The sequence below is a fragment of the Asticcacaulis sp. EMRT-3 genome (assembly GCF_030027245.1).
Taxonomy (GTDB): domain Bacteria; phylum Pseudomonadota; class Alphaproteobacteria; order Caulobacterales; family Caulobacteraceae; genus Asticcacaulis.
In genome coordinates, this window is sequence record NZ_JASERT010000002.1 from 1 (window position 1) to 19,320 (window position 19,320).

Below are 19,320 nucleotides of genomic sequence, written 5' to 3' on the forward strand. Positions count from 1 at the left end.
AAAGTGGGTCATACCCCGTCAGCCGGGTGTGTATTCCCCCGTGGAACCAGCGGGTCAAGTCAGGGCTCATGGGACTTATCAACAAACTTATCCACAATGGATGCGCGAAATACGACTTCCGGATGCGGTGTGTGATCCCCCGATGAATAGGCAAAGCGTGATTTTTATCGTTTTCTCCGTGGTTTGTCGCCATTTCATCACTTAAAGCGAGGGACAAACCGGGTGGGTGATCCCCCGAAGAGGCCGGAAGGACTCCGCCGACTCGCTTTGCCGTGCTGAAATCCTTAATAAAATCTTAACGGAGCGGGATTGCGCGACTCTGGCCTGAGTCCGGATCGGCAATCCGGTGTGTGATCCCCCGATAGCGAACCACCTTATCCCCGCCGTATCGCCTTCAGGACAGTGTGCGTTCCCCCGATAGATGGCCAGAATCTACTCAGAATTTGGCCAGAATACGAGCCGAATCGGGTGTGTAATCCCCCGACGCAACCGCCCTATCCCTTGACGGCGCGGCGTTTCGGCGTTGCCAGCCCGTCCTGCTGATTGAGCGCGGCCAGCTCCGCCCCCACCTGCCCTTCCAGTTGCGACAGGCGCGAAATCACGAACAGGGCCGGTGTGCCATCCTGCGTCGTGGTCAGGGTCAGGTCGTAATCCGGCAGGGAATTGCGCTCGACGATCTTTCGCAACATGCGGTTAAACTCTTTTGGTGGTGAATCGGAGCCGGTTTTCTCGTGCAGAAGCTCGATCCGGCACAGCCAGCCCTCAGGCTGCACACCGGCGTGCTTGCGGGCGATGCGGTATAGCGCCCGCTCCAGTCCGCCGGTCAGAAGGAAATAGTCCTGGTGCATGGTCAGCAGCGACTTTTCGTTGACAATCCCCTCATACACCCAGTTCGACAGGGTGAGCGTCATGCCGCGCGGCTGGCCCGTCGCCTGATCAACCTCCAAAGTCCAGCCGTCCAGCCAGCCGAACTGCGCCTCGGTGCGCCGGGTGGGCGCGCGCAAGGAGGTGCGGATCGAGGTGGTTTCCAGCCTTTGCAGCGCCGCCTGAAGCTCCTGATAGGCCTTGCCACCCGTATCGCGCTTGATGGCGCGCAACAGGTCATAGGTGGTGGTACGCAGGGTGCGCGGCAGATCGTTGACGCCTTGCGCCTTCATGCGGTTCAGCGCCGTGGCCGCCCAGATCAGGATGTCGGCGTCCCAGATCGTGGCCATGCCATAGGCGGGCATCGCCTCCACCTTGACCCAGGTATCGCCGTCCGGTGACGTATATTCTATGGGTTTCAGCCGCTTGCGCTTCTGCAACGAGAAAAACGGCCGCTCCATGATCTCGCGCTGATCCTTCAGCGGCACGTCATTGAGCAGCGGAATGAAGAAATCGAGGGTTGGGTGCGGGTCGCGGCGGCGGGTCATGATTCCAGTTTGCGAAAGGGCTTTCGCAAACTGGCAAGCGCGACTGCGCGCCCGAGCTTTTGCGAGGAGCCATGCGGCGTTTGAGCTCTAAAAACCAGCTTGGCACGATTCCGAGGGGAAAGGAAAGGTGAAGGCAAGGGGCCACAGGCCCCTTGACCCCAGAACGGTCCGAATTTGTCACAGACTGATTAGCTCCCCTTCAAAGGCCCGAAACTTGGGCCTTTGAAAGGAAGCTACAGAGGTTCGTTACAAACTCGGCATGTTTCGGGGTGCAGGGGTCCGTGACCCCTGCCCTTTCCCTATCTTTCACCCATCGGATGCTTGCCATACTTATGCAGCACCGCATCGAGGCCTTCGCCGATCAGGGCCTGCACCGTGGTATCGCGCTCCACGGCCAGCAGTTTGACGGCCTTGGCCATTTCGGGTGTGAAATAACCGGCGATCATCGTCTTGCCGACGCGGGCGGGCGTAACGGTGGGCGCAGGCGCGGGCTGGCTGGCGGCTTTCGGCACCTGAATCTTGACCGGCGCGGGCTTCTCGGCGGGCGGCGCGGCCACAGCGGCCAGTCGGTCGGCGAGAGAGGGTCGGGCAGAGGCTTTGCTCATGCGGCACCTTTAATGGATTGAGAAGATTTGGTTTTTTTAGCCGTTGTGGGCATGTCCAGGCGTCCACACACCCACCTGTAAACCGCCCTCACCTCATCGGCAGCCTTGCCAAGCGGCTCGAATTCAGCGGCGGTCAGGCCATTGATGACGGCGTGGCGCAAGGCGGCGCGATCGACCAGACACACCGGCGCTATGGTCAGGTTCAGGCTGTGAATGACGGCGGCCACCTCCTCGATCAGGGCGCTGGCACGCGCCGGCACGGCATTGAGCAGGACGGCGGCCGGTTTTTGCGCCACCCTGACCAGTTCGGCGGTGGTTTTGATGGCGTGCAGGTCGAAAGCCGAGGCGCGCGTCGGGATCAGCACCAGATCGGCGGCCCGCGCTGCAGCCACGGCGGCGCTGTCGGCGGCGGGCGGTGAATCGAGAATGACCAGATCGACGCCCATCTTCTCGGCTTCCTTCAAAGTGGGGCCCAGGCGGGCGTGCGGCGCCGCCACCACGACCGGATTGGGCTCTTCCGCCCCCTCACCTGTCGCTTTTTCGTTGCGCCAGTCGGCCCATTGCGCGGCTGTGGCCTGCGGATCAAGGTCGATAATGGCGACCGAATAGCCGGCGCGCGCCGCTGCCACGGCGATATGCACCGCCACGGTGGTTTTGCCGACGCCGCCTTTTTGCGACACGATGGCCAGGGTTTTCATGGCAGGCGCTCCGTTTCTATAAACTTGCTTGTGGGCATGTCGTCGTGTGGGCAAGGCGACACGCATTACGTGTAGCTACGTGGGCGCGAGGCCTTGTCGACATGTAGTAACCCATACGTGCCGACTTGTCCACCCTTCGCCGTGTTGAACAAGCCGCGTGTTGATGTGTGGAGCTGTCTTCGTTTCGGCACAGCCTCACCCCAAAGTGCCGTCACGTCCGGGTGTGGATGTATATAAGGTTTCGACATGGGCGCATGGCGAGGCGTGGGGGCGGCGTCGTGTGGTCGTGTTGAATGTGTCTGCGCTGTTGAGAATATGACGTGTCCACACGTAGAGCAAGACGTGAGTCGGCTCAGAACGTCAAGGGCCAGCATCGTGAGGGGAGGGGGGCTTGTCAACATTCAGACCTGTCTACATGTGGGCGTAAGACTATGCAGAATAATCCAAGGATAAATAACCTTCATATCTTCGCAACGCGCCTGTCATGCAGCCGAACTAAGGTCTGACCCTGTGCTTCGGCCCGCCTCAAAAAAATACTTCAGACAGGGCTTTGTCCATGACCATGCCAACCCCTCATCTGCCTCACTGTTCAGTTGATGCTGCCCTTGATAAACAACGCTCCGGGTATAATGCTATGATACTGAAAACCCTCCGAAAAGCGACCCTTGGCGGCTTGTGTGTACTGACCATCTGGTTGTTTGCGGCTCTGCTGGGTCTTGTTATGGTTGGTCATGCCGAGGCGGCCACACCCGACTGGCAGGCGGAGCGTATGGATGGGCATGACCTTGATGAGTCCGCGCTGAAAGCCGCCAGATCCGTAGACAGCGAGCAGGTCGCCTACACTCGTATGCCCCAAATCATTAGACGTGCGGACGCGACGACCTGTCCGCACGTCTAACTCGAGGTGATAATATTCTAATCACAGGCAGCCTCAACCATGTTGCAGGCGCTGCCGTCAGAGACATCCAGGTGCGCAGACTTCAGGACATGCGTATGACCGGCCAGACCGAAAAGGCCGGATCGATGGTCTTACTGGCCGCACAGAACCAGATAGGCGGGGGCCTGCGGTTTCAGGCGGCGCGCCAGATCCAGATAGTTCGCGTCGAAACGGCTGGCAGCCCACATCAGGTTGCCCGCCGTTTTCGGGTCGAACGGGCCGGAATAGCCGGGCTCACCGGCGGCGGCGCGCTGGGCGTCGAACACGGTTTTGGAGTGCAGAAACTCGGTATGTGGCTTTTCACCGCTGGCATAGGGTTCCAGCCAGCGGATCGCCCCGGCCAGCGAACTGCCGGACGGGCTTTGGTAGCTGAACCAGTCTTCGCCGCGACGGCGCGCCACCAGCGCGGCTTGCGTGAGCGGTTCGAGGTCGTAAATCACATAGTGCAGGGCGTCGCGTTCGGCGAAATCGCTCACCTCGCCATCTGGGCCGATATTGGCGGCGATCTGGGCCTGATACAGGCGACGGGCATCGGCAAACAGCGCGTCATCGTCCAGCGTCACGGCCATCATGGTGATCAGCTTGATGCGGTGGCTCTGCCAGTTATTGGTCCAGCTTTTCGCCTGCGGGCTGATGCTGACGATCTTGTGGCCGTCGATGGAAGCGATATAGGCTTTGGCCCAGCGGGTCAGGAAGGTTTTAGCTGCGTCGCGCGAGGCCGTGTCCATCTGCGGGCCTATGATGGCATAGGTGTCGATCAAGGCGTCGAAACCCGTCTCGTCAATCGGGTTGAGGCCGGGCTGATAGGTGGCCACCCAGGCCTTGAGATAGCGTTCGGCCAGGGCGAGATAGGCGTCGCCCACGCCCGCCCGCCAGGCTAAGGCCGCGTCGCGCATGATCGGCAGGTCACGCTTGGCGGCGATACTTTCGTCACGAATGCCATGATGCGGCAGGGTGCCTTCGGTATGGAGGCGGGCGAGCGGATGCGGCTGGCGGGCCAGCATGTCGGCAAGGTGCGGCAGGGCTGCGGGCAGGGCGGCAGCCGCATCGGCGGGAGATACATCACACCATGAGGATGGCGGAGTCTGAGGCTCAGTTTGGGCCAGTGTCTGGGCCAGTGTTGGGGCTTGCGGGCCTGCGGCCAATGCCGTCACCACTCCGGCCAATATCCATCCGCGCATAGGTGTCTCCGCCCTTTTATGTATCAAATATAGATACGCATATTCTTTATTTGATATTACGGCGCGGCGCGGACGAAGGCAAGCCCGATATGCGAAACTCACACCACCCCTAAAACCTTCAGCAAGCCGAAGCTGATGGCGGCCAGACCGAGCAGCGAAATCACCACGGCGGCAGTAACCGGCCCGCCCGCCTTGGCCACGGTGCGGACATCGACACCTAAACCCAGCGCCGCCATCGATACCACGGTCAGCAGATTGGCGGCGGTGTCGATCGGGGCCAGGGCGGCGTGGGGGATCAGGCCGACCGCGCGCAAGACCACCATGACCAGAAAGCCGATAATGAACCACGGCAGCAGGTGGGCGAGATCAAGCCTGGCGCGAACAGGTTCACCGGCCACATATTCGTCGGCGGGCATATTCTCGGGTTTGAGACGCGGGGCGATCAGCGACAGGACGATGCTGACCGGCCCCAGCATCATGACGCGCACCAGCTTGACCAGCGTGCCCATCTGGACGGCAGCGGGGCCCATTGGCGCGGCGGCGGCGATGACCTGCGGCACGGCATAGACGGTCAGGCCCGCAAAAGCGCCGAAACCGATTGCCTTCATGCCGAGCAAGGCCCCGGCCACGGGCAGGCTCAGCACGACCACCACGCCCAGCACGGCGGTAAAGGCGATAGAGGCGGCCACATCGTCTGAGTCGGCACCGATCACCGGCGCGATGGCGGCAATGGCCGAATTGCCGCAGATCGAATTGCCGCACGCCACCAGCAGCGCCATGCGCGTTGGCAGGCCGAGCAGCTTGCCAACTGCGAAGCTGAACAGGATGGCGCAGGCCACCACACCGGCTATGCCCAGCAAAAGCCACGGCCCGGCGGCCATGATCATCCGCATCGAAACAGCCGCGCCCAGCAAGACCACGGCGATTTCAAGCAGATATTTGGCGCTGAAGGCGATGCCGTCATGCCATCTGTCGTGCGGCGTCCACAGGCTGCGCGTGATTGTGCCGATCAGGATGGCCAGCACCAGCGCCTCCAGCCACGCCTTGCCGAACAGCACCTGCTCGACCGATTGCAGACCATAGGCCGTCGCCGTCACGATCAGGCACAGGGCAATGCCGGGCAGGGGGCGCAAAAAGCGACGGAGGATCGGGTGGGTTTGGGCGACAGCGAGATTGGCCATGACAGGCTCCTTTTCACCTGCCGTTGTACCCGGCCATGACGGTTCGATCCAATGGAATGATTTTATATAATCGTTCTATAAAATTGCTTAATCAGAGGCCGCCGAGGCGCTGGAGCTCTGCGCCTTGCTGGCCGGGGGCTCAGGCGCGCGAAACAGGCTGACCATATCGGGCGCGTCCTTGCTGACCGCCACGGCCACAGGCGCATGGTCGGCCCCGGCTGTATCCAGCGCCCTGGCCACGGCCTCGGCGCGCAAGGTGGCCAGCCGCGTCGTGGTGGCGCTGCCGACGATCTGCAACGAACCGCCGCCCCAGCGCCGGATGGCCCAGGCCGAGGCGAGCGCGCTGTTGCGGCCCTGATCGTCGAGCGTGGCGCTGCCCTTGGCGAATGTGATGGCGAGCAGGGGCTGCGAAGGCGGAATCAGCGTCACCTTCGTGTCGGGCATCAGGGCCTGCACGGCGGTTTCGAGGGCGCGATAATCGCTGAGCGTGCCCGGCGTTTTCAGCGTGATCTGGGCCGTGACGCCGCTGTCGTCGCTTTGCAGGCCCTGTAACGAGGCGACATGGCCTAAAACAGCGCTCAGAAACTGGTCGGGCGGCAGGCTGGCCACCTGACTCGGCACGGAGGGCAGGCTGTTGTCGGGCTTGCGCGAAATCGCGTCCACATCCTCATGGGCGGCCACCACCTGTTCGATATTGAGCGTTTTCAGGCCGGGAAAGCGCTTTTCGAACTGCGCTTGCGCCCCCGGCACAAAGGTATGGGTGATGACCACGGCCTGCACATCGGTCACCTTGCCTTTTTCGACCACCACATGCAGATCATTGATGCGCGCGCCGTCCTTGACGAACAGGGATTCGATGGTATTGCGCACGCGGTTGGTCTGGTGGGCTTCGGAGACGATATTGTTGAGCGACAGGGCCAGAGGCGCGCACAGAATCAGGGTGACGACGCTCAAAATCGGCGCTTCCCAGCGCGTGCGCTGGTGGCGGATGGGGCGGAAACCATAGCGCCGCGCCACGATGAACACCGCACCCAGTATGGCCACCACATTGGTGATGAATAACAGAGTTGCTCCGCCGGCAATCGCCATCGAACCGGTGGCCAGCCCGAAACCGACCGTGGCCAGAGGCGGCATCAGGGCGGTGGCGATGGCCACCCCGGCGATAATGCCGCCGCGGTTTGATACGGTGACGAAGCCGCCCACCAGCCCCGACAGGGCTGCCACTACCAGATCGAGCAGGGTCGGGCGGGTGCGCGCCAGAATTTCGCTGGTCACCTCCTTCAGCGGTGACACCCAGACGATCAGCACAGCGGCGAGGATCGAAATCAGCACGCCCATGCCAAGCGTGATGGCGGCGCGGCGGAAGCTGGGCAGGTCAAGCTCGGCCAGAGACAGCCCCATGCCCATGATCGGCCCCATCAGCGGCGAGATCAGCATGGCGCCGATCACCACGGCCACCGAGGATTGCAACAGGCCCAGCGTGGCAATGCCGCAGGCGCAGAAGACGAGGCCGTAATAGAAGCCCGAATGGCCGGCATTGGCCTGCACCTCTTCTTCCACCGCATCGCGGTGCGCCTTGGTGAAGGTTTGCGATGGCGGATGCAGAAGATCGCGCGCCAGCGCCGCGAGTGAGTCCCCCAGACCCTTGAGGTGGCGCATCACTGGTGTCGGATGGGCTTCGGGCATGGGGACTCCACCGGATCGATCAGGGTGCGACTATAGGGGCGAGACATGCAAATGTCATGCGGACAAGGTCACCCTTTAGGAGGTGACGTTACAGTAAGGCCAACTGCTTTTCCTTTTGGGCCTCGCGTGGTTTGAAGCTTATTTCACGCGACCGCCTGGCAAAATCGGCTTCCCATGAAGTTTCATCCGTTCCTTTGTAGCGGCTGAAAGGGTAGCCCAAAGGCGGAGTTTCGGTCATGCCCGCCATATGGGCCTTAATGGCACGCCCGACCGCCGCTCCGAGTCCGACGGGCACGGCATTGCCGATCTGCTTATATTTATCGGTGATGGAGCCGCAAATGACCCAGTTGTCCGGGAACTGCTGTATGCGCATATATTCCTGTATGGTCAGGGGCCTGTTCTCTTCGGGATGGCAAATATCCGTAGCGGGCATGGTGGGGGATGTCACGAGCGTGCAGGAGGGTTTGTCCCAGTCCAGCCGCCGGTAAAAGCCGGTTTTGCCACCGCCGGCATCCAAAGAAGCCCCCATAGCCTGACGATGCAGCTCTTTGGGCAGGTGCTTCCAGTATTGACCCGCATTCAGCAATTTATAATAGCGTAATCGCTCTTCGGGAAAGTTTTCATGATCACCGGATTTAGGGTCAAGCCCCGTAAGGGCATCCCTCAGGGTGCGCCATTTCGGCAACTGAAAGGCACCGTCTTGCGAATGGGTCGGCATCAGATGTGGCAGCTTATGACCATCTCTTGAACAGAGCATGATCACACGTTCGCGCGATTGCGGGACGCCGAAATTTGCCGAATTATACAGATTGAACGTGACGCCATAGCCAGCGCGCCGCAGCCTGCCCAGAATATGCGACAATGCGCCGCCCGGGATTTCTTCAGGCTCGGGCAGCCAATCGTCCCCGCGTTCGGCATGGGGCGTATGGGTCATGGGTGCCGAAAGCAGGCCTCTGACATTTTCAATAACGGCGTATCTGGGCTGCAATTCGATAATCAGATCGAGATAACGCAGAAAGGCGTTGCCACGCTCATCCTTGAAGCCGCGTCTCGCGCCAGCGGTAGAAAAGGCCTGACAGGGTGGCCCGCCCACCATCACATCAATCTCATCATTCACACCTAAACCCGCCGCGCTTCGGATGTCTGATGGCGTATATTTCCAAACATCACCCAGCATGGCGATGTCGGGGCGATTGGCCGTAATCGTGCGTCGGCAAACCTTATCGAACTCGCATGTCAGCAAGAGTTTGATGCCGGACTCTTCAAGGCCCAGATCGAGCCCCATCGCCCCGGAGAAAAAAGACAGGGCTTTAATGTCAGGCAATGTTCCGACGCGGCGCATTCTGTCCTCGGGGGGCGGGGTCGCACCATTCAAAGCGTATTTACGCACGCCGGATTCCGTTGTGATCCAGTGCTTACCGACCTGTTGCCCTTCAAGGGCACCGCTGCGTAACAAGGATCGAACCCTCTGTTCTGAAACGCCTAAGCGCTGCGAAGCCTCTTTTACGGACATCACGTCAATAAAGGGATTGGCGTTCATTTCGCCTCCGAAACAAAATCTATACCCGTTCGCTAACATGATTTGCCTCAGACGATAAAGGCAAAATGCATTCCCTGAGGCGCTGTCAAAGGTCGTGTCCCAGCGAGTGGTGTAACTGGGTAAGAGCGTAGCGCATGGCTCGCTGCCCATTCAAAAGGGCAAAGCGAGCCTTAGCGTAGCGGGTTGGTCATCAGTGATTTTCGGATAGGTTTGGGTTGCGACACTCATTCCAGAACGAAAGAACACCGATGACCGACGATATGATGGCCCTGAAAGGGCTTGTTGAAAAGACCTCAGACAGCGATTTGTTGCGCGACATGATCAGCTTCACGGCTGAACGCTTGATGGCATTGGAAGTGAGCGGCATGACCGGTGCCGGCTACCATGAGAAAACCGGCGACCGGCTGGTCCAGCGCAACGGCTATCGTGACCGAGACTGGGAAACACGCGCAGGCACGGTCGAGCTTCGGATCCCGAAGCTTCGTAAAGGCAGTTACTTCCCGGGTTTCCTGGAGCCCAGGCGCGTGGCCGAGAAGGCACTGACGGCTGTGATCCAGGAGGCTTACGTTCAGGGTATCTCGACGCGCTCTGTCGATGATCTGGTCAAGGCGATGGGGATGAGCGGCATCTCGAAGAGTCAGGTCAGTCGGCTGTGCGAAGAGATCGATGACCGTGTGAAGGCTTTCCTGAACCGCCCCATTGAAGGGGAATGGCCATACATCTGGATTGACGCTACGTATCTGAAGGTGCGCCGGGGCGGCCGTATCGTCTCGGTCGCCGTCATCATCTGCGTTGGCGTCAACAGCGACGGCAGGCGTGAAGTGCTGGGCATGGAGGTCGGCACCTCGGAAGCCGAACCGATCTGGGCAGAGTTCCTGCGCAACCTGACACGTCGGGGCCTGCGTGGTGTCAAACTTGTGGTCTCTGATGCCCACATCGGGATCAAGGGTGCCGTCTCCAAGGTTCTCAACGCCACCTGGCAGCGCTGCCGTGTTCACTTCATGCGCAATGTCTGCGCCCATGCCGGCAAGAACGGGCGACGCGTCGTCTCTGCCTTCATCGGCACGGCCTTCGCCCAGGAGACGGCGGAAACGGCGAGTACCCAATGGCGCAACGTCGCCGACCAGCTCAGGCCCAAAATGCCAAAGCTCGCCACGATCATGGACGAGGCTGAGCACGATGTCCTGGCCTATATGACCTTCCCGAAGGAACACCGCATCAAGCTGCACTCAACCAACCCCATTGAACGGCTCAATGGCGAAATCAAGCGTCGCTGCGATGTCGTGGGCATCTTCCCAAACGACGATGCCATCACCAGACTGGTCGGCGCCATCTTGCTCGAACAGAACGATGAATGGGCGGTTCAGCGCGGGCGCTACATTACCCTTGAAACCATCGCACAACTCAGCGATGATCCACTTCTCAGCATGCCAGCCGTGGCAAACTGAGCGAAACCCGGACCTGTCCGGAAGTCATTGATGCCAAGCGCTCAATTACACCACGCCCTGGGGCACGATCCTGTCAAACTGGACTCTTAGCCTGTCACGAGATACCCGTATCCACTAGGTTTAGCCGTGTGGGTAAAGGGAGAATGCGTGTGGGTTTTGATCCGGATTGCGAGGCCATCGCCCGCACGGCCATGTTGGAAATTAAGCCGGACCTGGCAGATAGATATGTGGGTTTAATTCGCTTTCTGGCGGCATATCCTGAAACAGCTTCCCGTCGGGGTAAAGTGGAAGTTGGAAGTGCGAAATATATCAAACTTCGCGCAAAATCCTTCGCTGAATCCAGGAATCCGAAAGCGCCAAGTTTTCCAGCGACTGTGCCTGACAAAATGGCGTCTGTCATACTGGAAAATTTTTTCGGTGTGCCTTCCGAAAATCTGGAACGTGCCAAGCAGGAACACCTTTTATCTATGAGCGCTGAAAATTTTGTAGGCTACTTGCTTGAGCGCTACCTGGCCTCGGTCATGGAGCCTCTCGGCTGGATCTGGTGCTCCGGCGAAATGGTGAAGGCTGCTGATTTTATCAAGCCCGAAGCTGACAATAAGACCTGGCGGTTATTGCAGGTCAAGAACCGGGATAATTCCGAAAATTCGTCATCCAGCGCCATTCGAAATGGCACGATCATAGAAAAATGGTTCAGAACTTTTTCGAGAACGGGGATGACGAATTGGCAAGGGTTTCCTTGTGAAGTAACAGCCCCGGCGCTTTCAGAAAACGGGTTCGAGACTTTCGTGCGCCATTATCTGGATGCACTCAAAATCTGATCCCGCTCTCACCCCGCCGCGCGCACCTGAGGCGCAGGGGAGGGGGGTACAATCTCCTGCGGGCGGCCGAGCAGATAGCCTTGCGCCTCGGCGCAGTTTTCCTCGCGCAGCAGGGCCAGTTGCGAGGCGGTTTCGACGCCTTCGGCCAGCACCGGGATTTCGAGGCTGCGGCCCAACGCCAGGATGGCGCGGACAATGGCGCGGGCCTGCGGGCTGGTATCGGCCTCCATCAGGAATGAGCGGTCGATCTTGATTTTGTCGAACGGGAAGGCGTTCAGCGTATCGAGCGAGGCGTAGCCCGTGCCGAAATCGTCGATGGCGATGGTGACGCCCAGCGCCTTGATCTGGCGCAGCAGATGCAGGGCGCGCAGCTTGTCGTCGATGATCGTCGATTCGGTGATTTCCAGCTCCAGCCGCGAGGGCGCCAGCCTGGTTTCGATCAGCACGGCGCGCACCATTTCGATCAGGTGGTCGTCATTGAGCTGCACCGGCGACAGGTTGACGGCCACTTTCAGATGATTATTCCAGCGCACGGCCTCTTCGCAGGCGGTGCGCAACACCCAGGCGCCGATCTCGATGATCGCGCCCGATTCCTCGGCCACGGCGATAAAGTCGGCGGGCGACACAAAGCCGCGCAAGGGATGCTTCCAGCGGATCAGCGCCTCATAGCCGGTGATGTCGCCGGTCGCTACCGATTGCTGCACCTGATAAAACAGGCGGAATTCGTCATTTTTCAGGGCGCGTTCGAGATCCTTGGCCAGGGCGCGGCGGTCGCGCGCCGCCTCGTCGGCACCCGATTCAAAGAAGCACAGGTGCTCGCCATGCGTGGCCTTGGCGCGGTAAAGCGCCAGGTCGGCATTGTTGAGCAGGACTTCGCGCAGGGTGCCATCCTGCGGATAGAGGGCCGCGCCAATCGAGCCGTGCGGCGTGATTTCGAAGCCTGCCATATCGCTTTCGGCGGCGATATGGATCGGTTCGCTGAGCGCCTGACGCAGGCGCGCCAGAAATTCATCGAGATCGGCGGAGTTCTGGTAGCGCTTGATGGCCGCGAACTCGTCACCGCCGAAACGGGCCACGAATTCACCTTCGCGCAGGCCGCTGGCCATGCGTTCGGAGACCGTTTTCAGCACGGCGTCGCCCACCGTATGGCCGCGCTGGTCGTTAATGTCCTTGAAGCGGTCAAGATCGACCGAGATCACCGCCACCTGCTCACCGTGGCGCGCCGCCCAGCCAAGCTCGCTATCGAGGTGGCCGTTGAAGTGCATACGGTTGGGCAGGCCGGTCATGCCATCGTGGCGCGCCATATGGGCGATGCGCTGCTCGGTCTTGCGGCGCTCGGTAATGTCGTCGAAGGTGCTGACCCAGCCGCCTTCGGGCATGGGGCGGTGCGAGATCGACATGATGCGGTGTTCGAAATAGTCCGATACCAGTTCGCCGCCGCCGGGCAGGGCGATGACGGCGCGATGGCGGGCGTGGAAGCGCTCCAGCGTTTCCTCGTCGGGCATCTGGCCGTCGCGCATCGACAGCACGTGGGCCAGCAGGGTGCGGAATGAAACGCCCGGCTGGACGAGGGCGGGATCGAGGCCATAGATTTCGTTGAAACGCTTATTGGCCAGCACCAGCTTTTCGTTGCGGTCGAACAGGCAAAGCCCCTGCGACATGTGCGACAGGGCGGCGTCGAAATTGCGCGACATGTCGAGAATGCGATCCTGCGCCGCCTTGCGGGCGGTGATTTCCTGCGTGAAATTGGCGAAGCCCAGGAACTGGCCGTCATCATCATGCAGGGCGCGGATGATGGTATGGCCCCAGAAATGCCGGCCATCGGCGCGCATGGCCGGGCCTTCCAGCTCGGCACGGCCCTTCAGCCTGGCCTCTTCAAGGGCTTCGCGGTATTGTACCGGCAGATCGGCATCGACGGCGCAGACATCGCCATAGACCTTGCCGACAATCTCCTTGAGCGGATACTGGCTGATGCGGTCAGAGCCGTTGTTCCAGTCGAGCACGCGGCCCTCGCGGTCAAGCAGGAAGATGGCCGTGTCCTCCAGCCCTTCCAGCAGAACGCGAAACCGGCGGTCGCTGTCGGCGCGCATGGCGTCGATGCGCTGACCCCATTGCACCGCAAAGGCGCACAGGCTGAGCACGGCGATGGCGGTCAGGGTCAGGGCCAGCGACATGGCCCCCGTTGACAGGCGCAGGCCGGTGATAATGCGCAAGGGGTCGGGCAGGATGGTGATCGCGCCCATAGCCACGAAATGGTGGCAGATAATGGCCAGGGCCAGCAGGGGCGCGGCCAGCCAGCCGATGCGCCGGGCGGGCTGGTTGACCGCCCACATGGCGGCGGCCGACAGGGCCATGCCCGATACGATCGAAAAGATCACCAGATCGGGTGCCCACAGGACGCGGCCCGGAATATCGAGCGCGGCCATGCCTAAGAAGTGCATACAGGCGATGCCGCAGCCCATAACGGCTCCGCCCATCAGGCTGGAACCGCGAAAGCTTTGCGACACGCCCACCTCGATGCCGCCCGCCGTCAGACCGATGGCGCAGATGAGCGACAACAGGGTCAGGCGCAGGTCATAGGTGGCGGGCAGGCCGGGATCATAGGCCATCATGGCGATGAAATGGGTAGCCCAGATGCCGAAACCGGCGGCTACGCCTGCGGTAACCACCCAGCGCATATGGCGTTGCGACTGGCCATAGCGCACCATCTGGGCGCGGGTGGTGCGGGCGCGCTGGATCAGCAGCGTGGTGACGAAGCTTGAGATCAGGCAAACAAGTACCGCCAGTATCACCAGCTTCCAGTCGTGATGATCACGCAGGCAGTCAAAAACTCGAAACATCTTCAGGGTGGGCCCATCGTACAGTTACACGTCTGTTCAGGGCGTTTTTTGGTCGTTTTTGCCCTGATTTTTGCCGAATGTAACAGATGAGGCTTTTTTTCCCGTTAACACTTGAAGCGAGGTGACAGTTCAGGCGAACCACACCACGATAAGAGCGGTGACGGCCAGCAGGCCGAGCGACAGATAGCGGTAATTTTTGTACCAGCTCACCGTTTTCAGATGTTCGGTTTCGGCCTGCCAGACGGCTTTCGAGAACATCAGGGGCCCGATCTGCGCCCTGTCGGGTGCGGGCGCGGTCAGGCTGGCCGCCAGCAGGGCCGCCAGTGCGATCAGGAAGATGACCATAGCCGCCACGAGAAAGTGTAGCGGCAGGACGTGAAACACCTCGATGGCGAAGAACAGCACGAAGCTGGCCGTGGTGCCGACCATCAGGCTGAAGCCTGCGCCACGGGCATTGGCGCGCGGGATGAACAGCCCGGCGATGAAGACAGCGGCGATCGGCGGCACGAAATAACACAGGACAGCTTGCAGATATTGCCACAAAGTATCCTTGAAATGAACGATCTGCGGCGCCCACAGGATCGAGATGATCATGATCACCAGGGTCATCAGCTTGCCGGTGCGCACAAGGCCCGCCTCGCTCATATCGGGACGGGCCTTGCGGATAAAATCCATCGTCATCAGGGTCGAGGTCGAATTATAGACGCCCGACAGGCTGGCCAGAACCGAGATCAGGCAGGCGGCGAGGAACAGCCCGGTCAGGCCGTGCGGCAGAACATCGAACAAAAGCTTTGAAAACACCTGATCCGGCCGGTCAAGGTGCGGGAACAGCAACATAGCGCCTGCTGCGGGCAGACAGACCAGAAACAGGCTGGTCAGTTTGAGCGCCCCGCCGAGCAGCGAGCCCAGGCGGCCATCATCGAGCGATTTCGCCGCCAGGACGCGCTGCACCATTGTCTGGTTGGTGCACCAGAAGTAAAAGCCGATCAAAGGCACGCCGGTGACCAGCCCGGTCCACGGCATATAGGGATCGGAGGCGGGCAGGATCAGTTTGAGATGTGACGGGTCGATGCCGGTCATGACATTGTGCCAGCCCGCCATAAGCCCGCCCAGAATGCCCTGATCGGGGCCGCCATGCAGGTGGCCGATGGCGCTGAAGGTGAAGAAGGCCAGAGCGGCGCACGACACCACCATCACCATGCCCTGCACGCTTTCCACGGCGATAATGGCGCGCAAACCGCCTGCGATCAGGAAGGCACCTGCCAGGGTGGACAAAAGCGCACACACGCCCCACAGCGGCCAGCCGGGGAAAAGCGCCTGAAACAGCACCGCCCCGGCGAACAGACAGCCTGACGCATCGAGGAAGATACCGAGCCCGATGCCTAAGCCCGACACATAGGTGCGCACGAAGCGGCCATAGCGCAGTTCGAGAAATTCCGGCACGGTGAAGATGCGCGAGCGGATATAGGTCGGCAGGACGACCCCGCAAAAGACGACCAGCACGATGGCGGCGGGCCACTCATAGGAAAAGGCCGAGGAGATGCCGTGGGCATAGGATGTGCCGGTCAGGCCCACCAGAGAGGTGGCCGAAATGGTCGAGGCATAGAGCGCAAAACCGACGCGCCCCCACGAGGCCGATTGCCCGCCGAGAAAATGTTCGCGCGCCTTGTTTTGACGACGGCGGTCAAACAGACCGACGATCAGCAAGATGCCGATATAGAGGGTAAAAACCGCGAAGTCGGTCAGGGTCAGGCGGCTGGTCTGGAACATGAAGCTGGAAAACCCTGTTGTGCGGCCTATTGTGATTATACCGGCACGGTAGCCGATTTCGCGGCGGGCGCAAAGGGCGCGGGCAGGCGTTCCATGATTGTAAGTCTAGAGCGTTCCGCGATGAGGTTGAATCGCGGGGGATTCCCAAATCGGTCGAATAATGATTCAAGATAGGGGCCGGATTTAGGAGGCCGGTTCCGATGGCGAAGGCTTATTCTCAGGATTTGCGTGACCGTGTAATCAACGCTGTTTTGCATAAAGGTTTGAGCCGGCGTGCCGCCGCCCGACATTTTGGCGTGAGTGACGCTTCGGCTGTTAAATGGTTGCAGCGTTATGAGCGTTTGGCTGACCGTCGCCCTGCTGGCACGGGCGGGCACCGTCCCTCGAAGGTAAAGCCGGAACGTGTCTGGCTTTTGCGCCGGATCGACGAGGTGGCTGACCTTACCTTACAGGCGCTGTGCGACCAGCTTTTGGCCGAGCGCGGCGTGAAGGTGGACACCGGTATGCTGTCGCGTTTCTTTCGTGAAGAAGGGATCAGCTTCAAAAAAAAGCGTGCTGCCCAGCGAGCAGGATCGGCCGGATGTGGCGCGCAAACGGGAACGTTGGCGCAAGTATCAGAACCGGCTTGATCCCAGGCGGCTTGTCTTCATCGATGAAACCTGGGCCAAGACCAACATGACCCGCACCCACGGCCGATGCCGCAAAGGTCGGCGGCTACGGGCCAAAGCGCCCTTCGGTCACTGGAAAACCACCACTTTCCTTGCCGCCTTGCGCCACAACCGCATCGACGCACCTTTCGTCGTCGATGGCGCCATCAATGTAAGCGGTGTTTCGCTCACACCTTGACGGCGTAGTTGCAAGGGAGAAGGTGGTCGATCTGGCTTTGCTTATGTCCGCCCGCGATGGCCCTTAGGGTGTTGGTCAGGTAGGCATGGGGATCGATGCCGTTCAGTTTGCACGTTTCGATCAGTGAGGCGATGATGGCCCAGTTCTGGGCGCCGGCGTCATGGCCTGCAAAGAGAGCGTTTTTCCGGTTCAGGGCGATAGGCCGGATCGTGCGTTCAACAGTGTTGTTGTCCAGCTCGACGCAGCCGTCGTCGAGGAACTGGCAGAGGCCGCCCCAGTATTTGGCGATGTAATTCAATGCCTCGCCAAGCGGCGATTTGGCGGCGACACGGCTGCGGTGATTGTTGAGCCATGCCTCTATATCGGCCACTACGGGGCCAGATCGTAATTGTCGTGCAGCCAGACGCACCGCCGGATCGCTACCGCGGATGTCCCCTTCGATCTTGTAGAGATCGGCGATGCGCCTGAGGCCCTCTTCGGCGATTGGCGCCGGACCGGCGCGGGTAATCTCAAACAGCTTACGACGGGCATGCGCCCAGCAATAGGCCAGCCGGATTGCCGGGCCGATACGGTCGGGTGCGATCAGGCGATTGTAACCGGCATAGCCGTCGACCTGCAGAATGCCGGTGAAGCCCTGCAAGATATGTTCGGCATACTGCCCGCCACGCCCGGGCGCGTAGGTGAAGGCCACACCAGGCGGTGCCGCACCGTTCCACGGTCGGTCATCGCGGGCCAGGGCCCAGAAGTATCCGGTTTTTGTTTTACGTGCGCCGGGATCAAGTACCGGGGCGCGGGTTTCATCCATAAAGAGCTTGGTGGATTGCTTCAGATTGGCGATCAGGGCGCCCCACACCGGGCGCAACTCGAACGCGGCCCGGCCAACCCAGTCAGCCAGCGTAGACCGGTCAAGGTCAACGCCTTGGCGGCTATAAATCTGGGCCTGCCGATACAGGGGCAGATGGTCGGCATACTTACTGACCAGCACATGAGCCACAGTCGCCTCAGTCGGCAGGCCACCGGGAACGAGGCGCGCCGGAGCAGAGGCTTGAGTTATGCCATCCGTGCAGGCCCGGCAGGCATATTTGGGGCGGCGGGTGACGATGACGCGGAACTGCGCCGGGATCACGTCCAGCCGCTCGCACCGGTCTTCACCAATGCAATGTAAGCCGTTGCCGCAGGCACAGAGCAGACTGTCAGGCTCAATAACCTCTTCGATGCGGGGCAGATGGCCGGGTAAGGCCCCGCGATTGCCAGCGCGAGACTTTGCAGCCCGTTTACCACAAGGCGCATCGGCCTCTTCCTCAGCATGGATCGCGGCGATAGCGGTTTCAAGGTCTTCCAGGGCCAGTTCAAACTGACCCGGCTCGGCCTTCTCGGATTTGCGCCCGAAGGCGGCCTGCCTGAAGGCGGCGACCAGCTTCTCCAATCGCTCGATCCGGTCATCCTTGCGCAGATTGCGGGCCTCAGAAGCCACCAGCATGGCTTTGAGAACCGCTATATCATCAGGCAAATTGGCGGGGTTGAGCATGACGGCAATCTAACAAAATCCGCTTTTACCTTCCTGCCTAAAATGCCCCCCGAGTCATCTTGTCGCAGCTATTCCACCGCCTCCGGTGCACGCGCCTCCAGGGCCCGGACTCGGCGCCAGTCCAGCCCCGAGAACAACGCCTCAAACTGAGCATGGCTAAGGCTCATAAGTCCGTCCTTGATCGCCGGCCAGGTGAACACATGCGCCTCCAGCCGTTTATAGGCCATCACCAGTCCGGTGCCGTCCCAATAGAGCAACTTCAGGCGGTCCGCCTTGCGCGACCGGAAGACGAAGACCGTGCCGGTGAAGGGGTCTTTGTGCAATTGGTTCTTCACCAGTGCGGCAAGACCATCATGCCCTTTACGGAAGTCGATTGGCTTGGTCGCCACCATGATCCGTACCCGGTTTGACGGGAAGATCATACCGACGCCATCATGGCACACGCAACTGCCGCAATACGATCTGCTGAAGCGTCGTCTTCAAGACGGATCGTCACATTCCCGACCACGATCTCAGGCCTGATAGCCGGATGCGTAGCCGCGACCGGGGCCGGTTCGCTGACCACCAGAGCGCTAAATTCAACGTCGTCCTCAGGCGCCGGCAAGATCAACTTGCCCCTCCGCGCCAAGGTGCGCCATGAAGACAGGTGGTTCGCCTTTACCCCGGCACGGCGCGCCACTTCATTGACGCTTACCCCAGGCCGCAAGGTCTCTGCAACAAGCCGCGCCTTGACCTCATCCGGCCATCGGCGCGAACGCCGGGTCCCACTGCGGACCGCCCTTCCAGTGAGAATCTCCGGTGTAGTCTCCATGGAGAAAGTCCCTCTC

At 60.8% G+C, this 19,320-nt stretch carries 17 protein-coding genes; 5 read left to right on the forward strand and 12 right to left on the reverse strand.

Annotated elements, in window-relative coordinates; all coding sequences use genetic code 11:
- Window positions 1-494 precede the first annotated feature (494 nt).
- The 3 genes from QB905_RS13425 to QB905_RS13435 all read right to left on the reverse strand — a co-directional run bounded on the left by QB905_RS13425 (window position 495) and on the right by QB905_RS13435 (window position 2,715).
- Complete coding sequence (locus tag QB905_RS13425) at window positions 495-1,412, reverse strand: replication initiator protein A (RefSeq protein ID WP_282975640.1); 918 nt, start codon at window positions 1,410-1,412, stop codon at window positions 495-497.
- 299 nt (window positions 1,413-1,711) lie between these two features.
- On the reverse strand, window positions 1,712-2,017 hold the full coding sequence (locus tag QB905_RS13430; RefSeq protein WP_282975641.1) for a ribbon-helix-helix domain-containing protein: 306 nt from the start codon (window positions 2,015-2,017) through the stop codon (window positions 1,712-1,714).
- The gene (locus tag QB905_RS13435) at window positions 2,014-2,715 is read right to left on the reverse strand and encodes an AAA family ATPase (RefSeq protein ID WP_282975642.1); all 702 of its coding nucleotides are present in this window, start codon (window positions 2,713-2,715) and stop codon (window positions 2,014-2,016) included. The genes QB905_RS13430 and QB905_RS13435 overlap by 4 nt, the downstream gene beginning before the upstream one ends.
- A gap of 556 nt (window positions 2,716-3,271) precedes the next feature.
- Between QB905_RS13435 and QB905_RS13440 the strand changes: the two genes are divergently transcribed.
- On the forward strand, window positions 3,272-3,613 hold the full coding sequence (locus tag QB905_RS13440) for a hypothetical protein (RefSeq protein ID WP_282975643.1): 342 nt from the start codon (window positions 3,272-3,274) through the stop codon (window positions 3,611-3,613).
- A 131-nt stretch (window positions 3,614-3,744) separates the two neighbouring features.
- On the opposite strand, the gene QB905_RS13445 is transcribed toward QB905_RS13440, so the two are convergent.
- The 4 genes from QB905_RS13445 to QB905_RS13460 form a co-directional block, all read right to left on the reverse strand.
- Entirely contained in the window at window positions 3,745-4,833 is a 1,089-nt protein-coding gene (locus tag QB905_RS13445) for an alginate lyase family protein (RefSeq protein WP_282975644.1), read from the reverse strand.
- A gap of 98 nt (window positions 4,834-4,931) precedes the next feature.
- Window positions 4,932-6,014 carry a YeiH family protein gene (locus tag QB905_RS13450; protein ID WP_282975645.1) on the reverse strand — a complete coding sequence of 361 codons (1,083 nt, stop codon included), beginning with the start codon at window positions 6,012-6,014 and terminating at the stop codon, window positions 4,932-4,934.
- A gap of 87 nt (window positions 6,015-6,101) precedes the next feature.
- Window positions 6,102-7,700, reverse strand: coding sequence for a DUF389 domain-containing protein (locus tag QB905_RS13455; RefSeq protein ID WP_282975646.1), 1,599 nt, complete (start codon window positions 7,698-7,700; stop codon window positions 6,102-6,104).
- Window positions 7,701-7,788: 88 nt separating this feature from the next.
- Window positions 7,789-9,240 (reverse strand): DNA cytosine methyltransferase, encoded by a 1,452-nt coding sequence (locus QB905_RS13460; RefSeq protein WP_282975647.1) that lies wholly within the window; start codon window positions 9,238-9,240, stop codon window positions 7,789-7,791.
- A gap of 248 nt (window positions 9,241-9,488) precedes the next feature.
- Here QB905_RS13460 and QB905_RS13465 point away from each other — a divergent pair, with 248 nt between their 5' ends.
- Together QB905_RS13465 and QB905_RS13470 are read left to right on the forward strand one after the other, a co-directional pair.
- Entirely contained in the window at window positions 9,489-10,688 is a 1,200-nt protein-coding gene (locus QB905_RS13465; protein ID WP_282975648.1) for an IS256 family transposase, read from the forward strand.
- Between the two features lie 149 nt (window positions 10,689-10,837).
- Complete coding sequence (locus tag QB905_RS13470) at window positions 10,838-11,509, forward strand: SinI family restriction endonuclease (protein WP_282975649.1); 672 nt, start codon at window positions 10,838-10,840, stop codon at window positions 11,507-11,509.
- A gap of 8 nt (window positions 11,510-11,517) precedes the next feature.
- On the opposite strand, the gene QB905_RS13475 is transcribed toward QB905_RS13470, so the two are convergent.
- A complete protein-coding gene (locus QB905_RS13475) occupies window positions 11,518-14,349 on the reverse strand; it encodes a bifunctional diguanylate cyclase/phosphodiesterase (RefSeq protein ID WP_282975650.1) in 2,832 nt (943 codons plus the stop codon).
- Window positions 14,350-14,478: 129 nt separating this feature from the next.
- Window positions 14,479-16,119, reverse strand: a complete 1,641-nt coding sequence (locus tag QB905_RS13480) for a sodium:solute symporter family transporter (RefSeq protein WP_282975651.1) — start codon at window positions 16,117-16,119, stop codon at window positions 14,479-14,481.
- 200 nt (window positions 16,120-16,319) lie between these two features.
- Here QB905_RS13480 and QB905_RS13485 point away from each other — a divergent pair, with 200 nt between their 5' ends.
- Window positions 16,320-16,748: a transposase gene (locus tag QB905_RS13485; protein WP_282975652.1), complete on the forward strand. Its 429-nt coding sequence runs from the start codon at window positions 16,320-16,322 to the stop codon at window positions 16,746-16,748.
- Complete coding sequence (locus QB905_RS13490; RefSeq protein ID WP_282975653.1) at window positions 16,702-16,965, forward strand: transposase; 264 nt, start codon at window positions 16,702-16,704, stop codon at window positions 16,963-16,965. The genes QB905_RS13485 and QB905_RS13490 overlap by 47 nt, the downstream gene beginning before the upstream one ends.
- Here the strand turns inward: QB905_RS13490 and tnpC are convergent.
- The 3 genes from tnpC to tnpA all read right to left on the reverse strand — a co-directional run bounded on the left by tnpC (window position 16,955) and on the right by tnpA (window position 19,304).
- Complete coding sequence (gene tnpC / locus QB905_RS13495) at window positions 16,955-18,493, reverse strand: IS66 family transposase (RefSeq protein WP_282972944.1); 1,539 nt, start codon at window positions 18,491-18,493, stop codon at window positions 16,955-16,957. The two genes, QB905_RS13490 and tnpC, sit on opposite strands and share 11 nt — an antisense overlap.
- A gap of 68 nt (window positions 18,494-18,561) precedes the next feature.
- The gene (tnpB, locus tag QB905_RS13500; protein ID WP_282972945.1) at window positions 18,562-18,915 is read right to left on the reverse strand and encodes an IS66 family insertion sequence element accessory protein TnpB; all 354 of its coding nucleotides are present in this window, start codon (window positions 18,913-18,915) and stop codon (window positions 18,562-18,564) included.
- Window positions 18,912-19,304, reverse strand: coding sequence for an IS66-like element accessory protein TnpA (gene tnpA / locus QB905_RS15350; RefSeq protein WP_461781760.1), 393 nt, complete (start codon window positions 19,302-19,304; stop codon window positions 18,912-18,914). Before tnpA ends, tnpB begins: the two co-directional genes overlap by 4 nt.
- Between the last annotated feature and the right edge of the window lie 16 nt (window positions 19,305-19,320).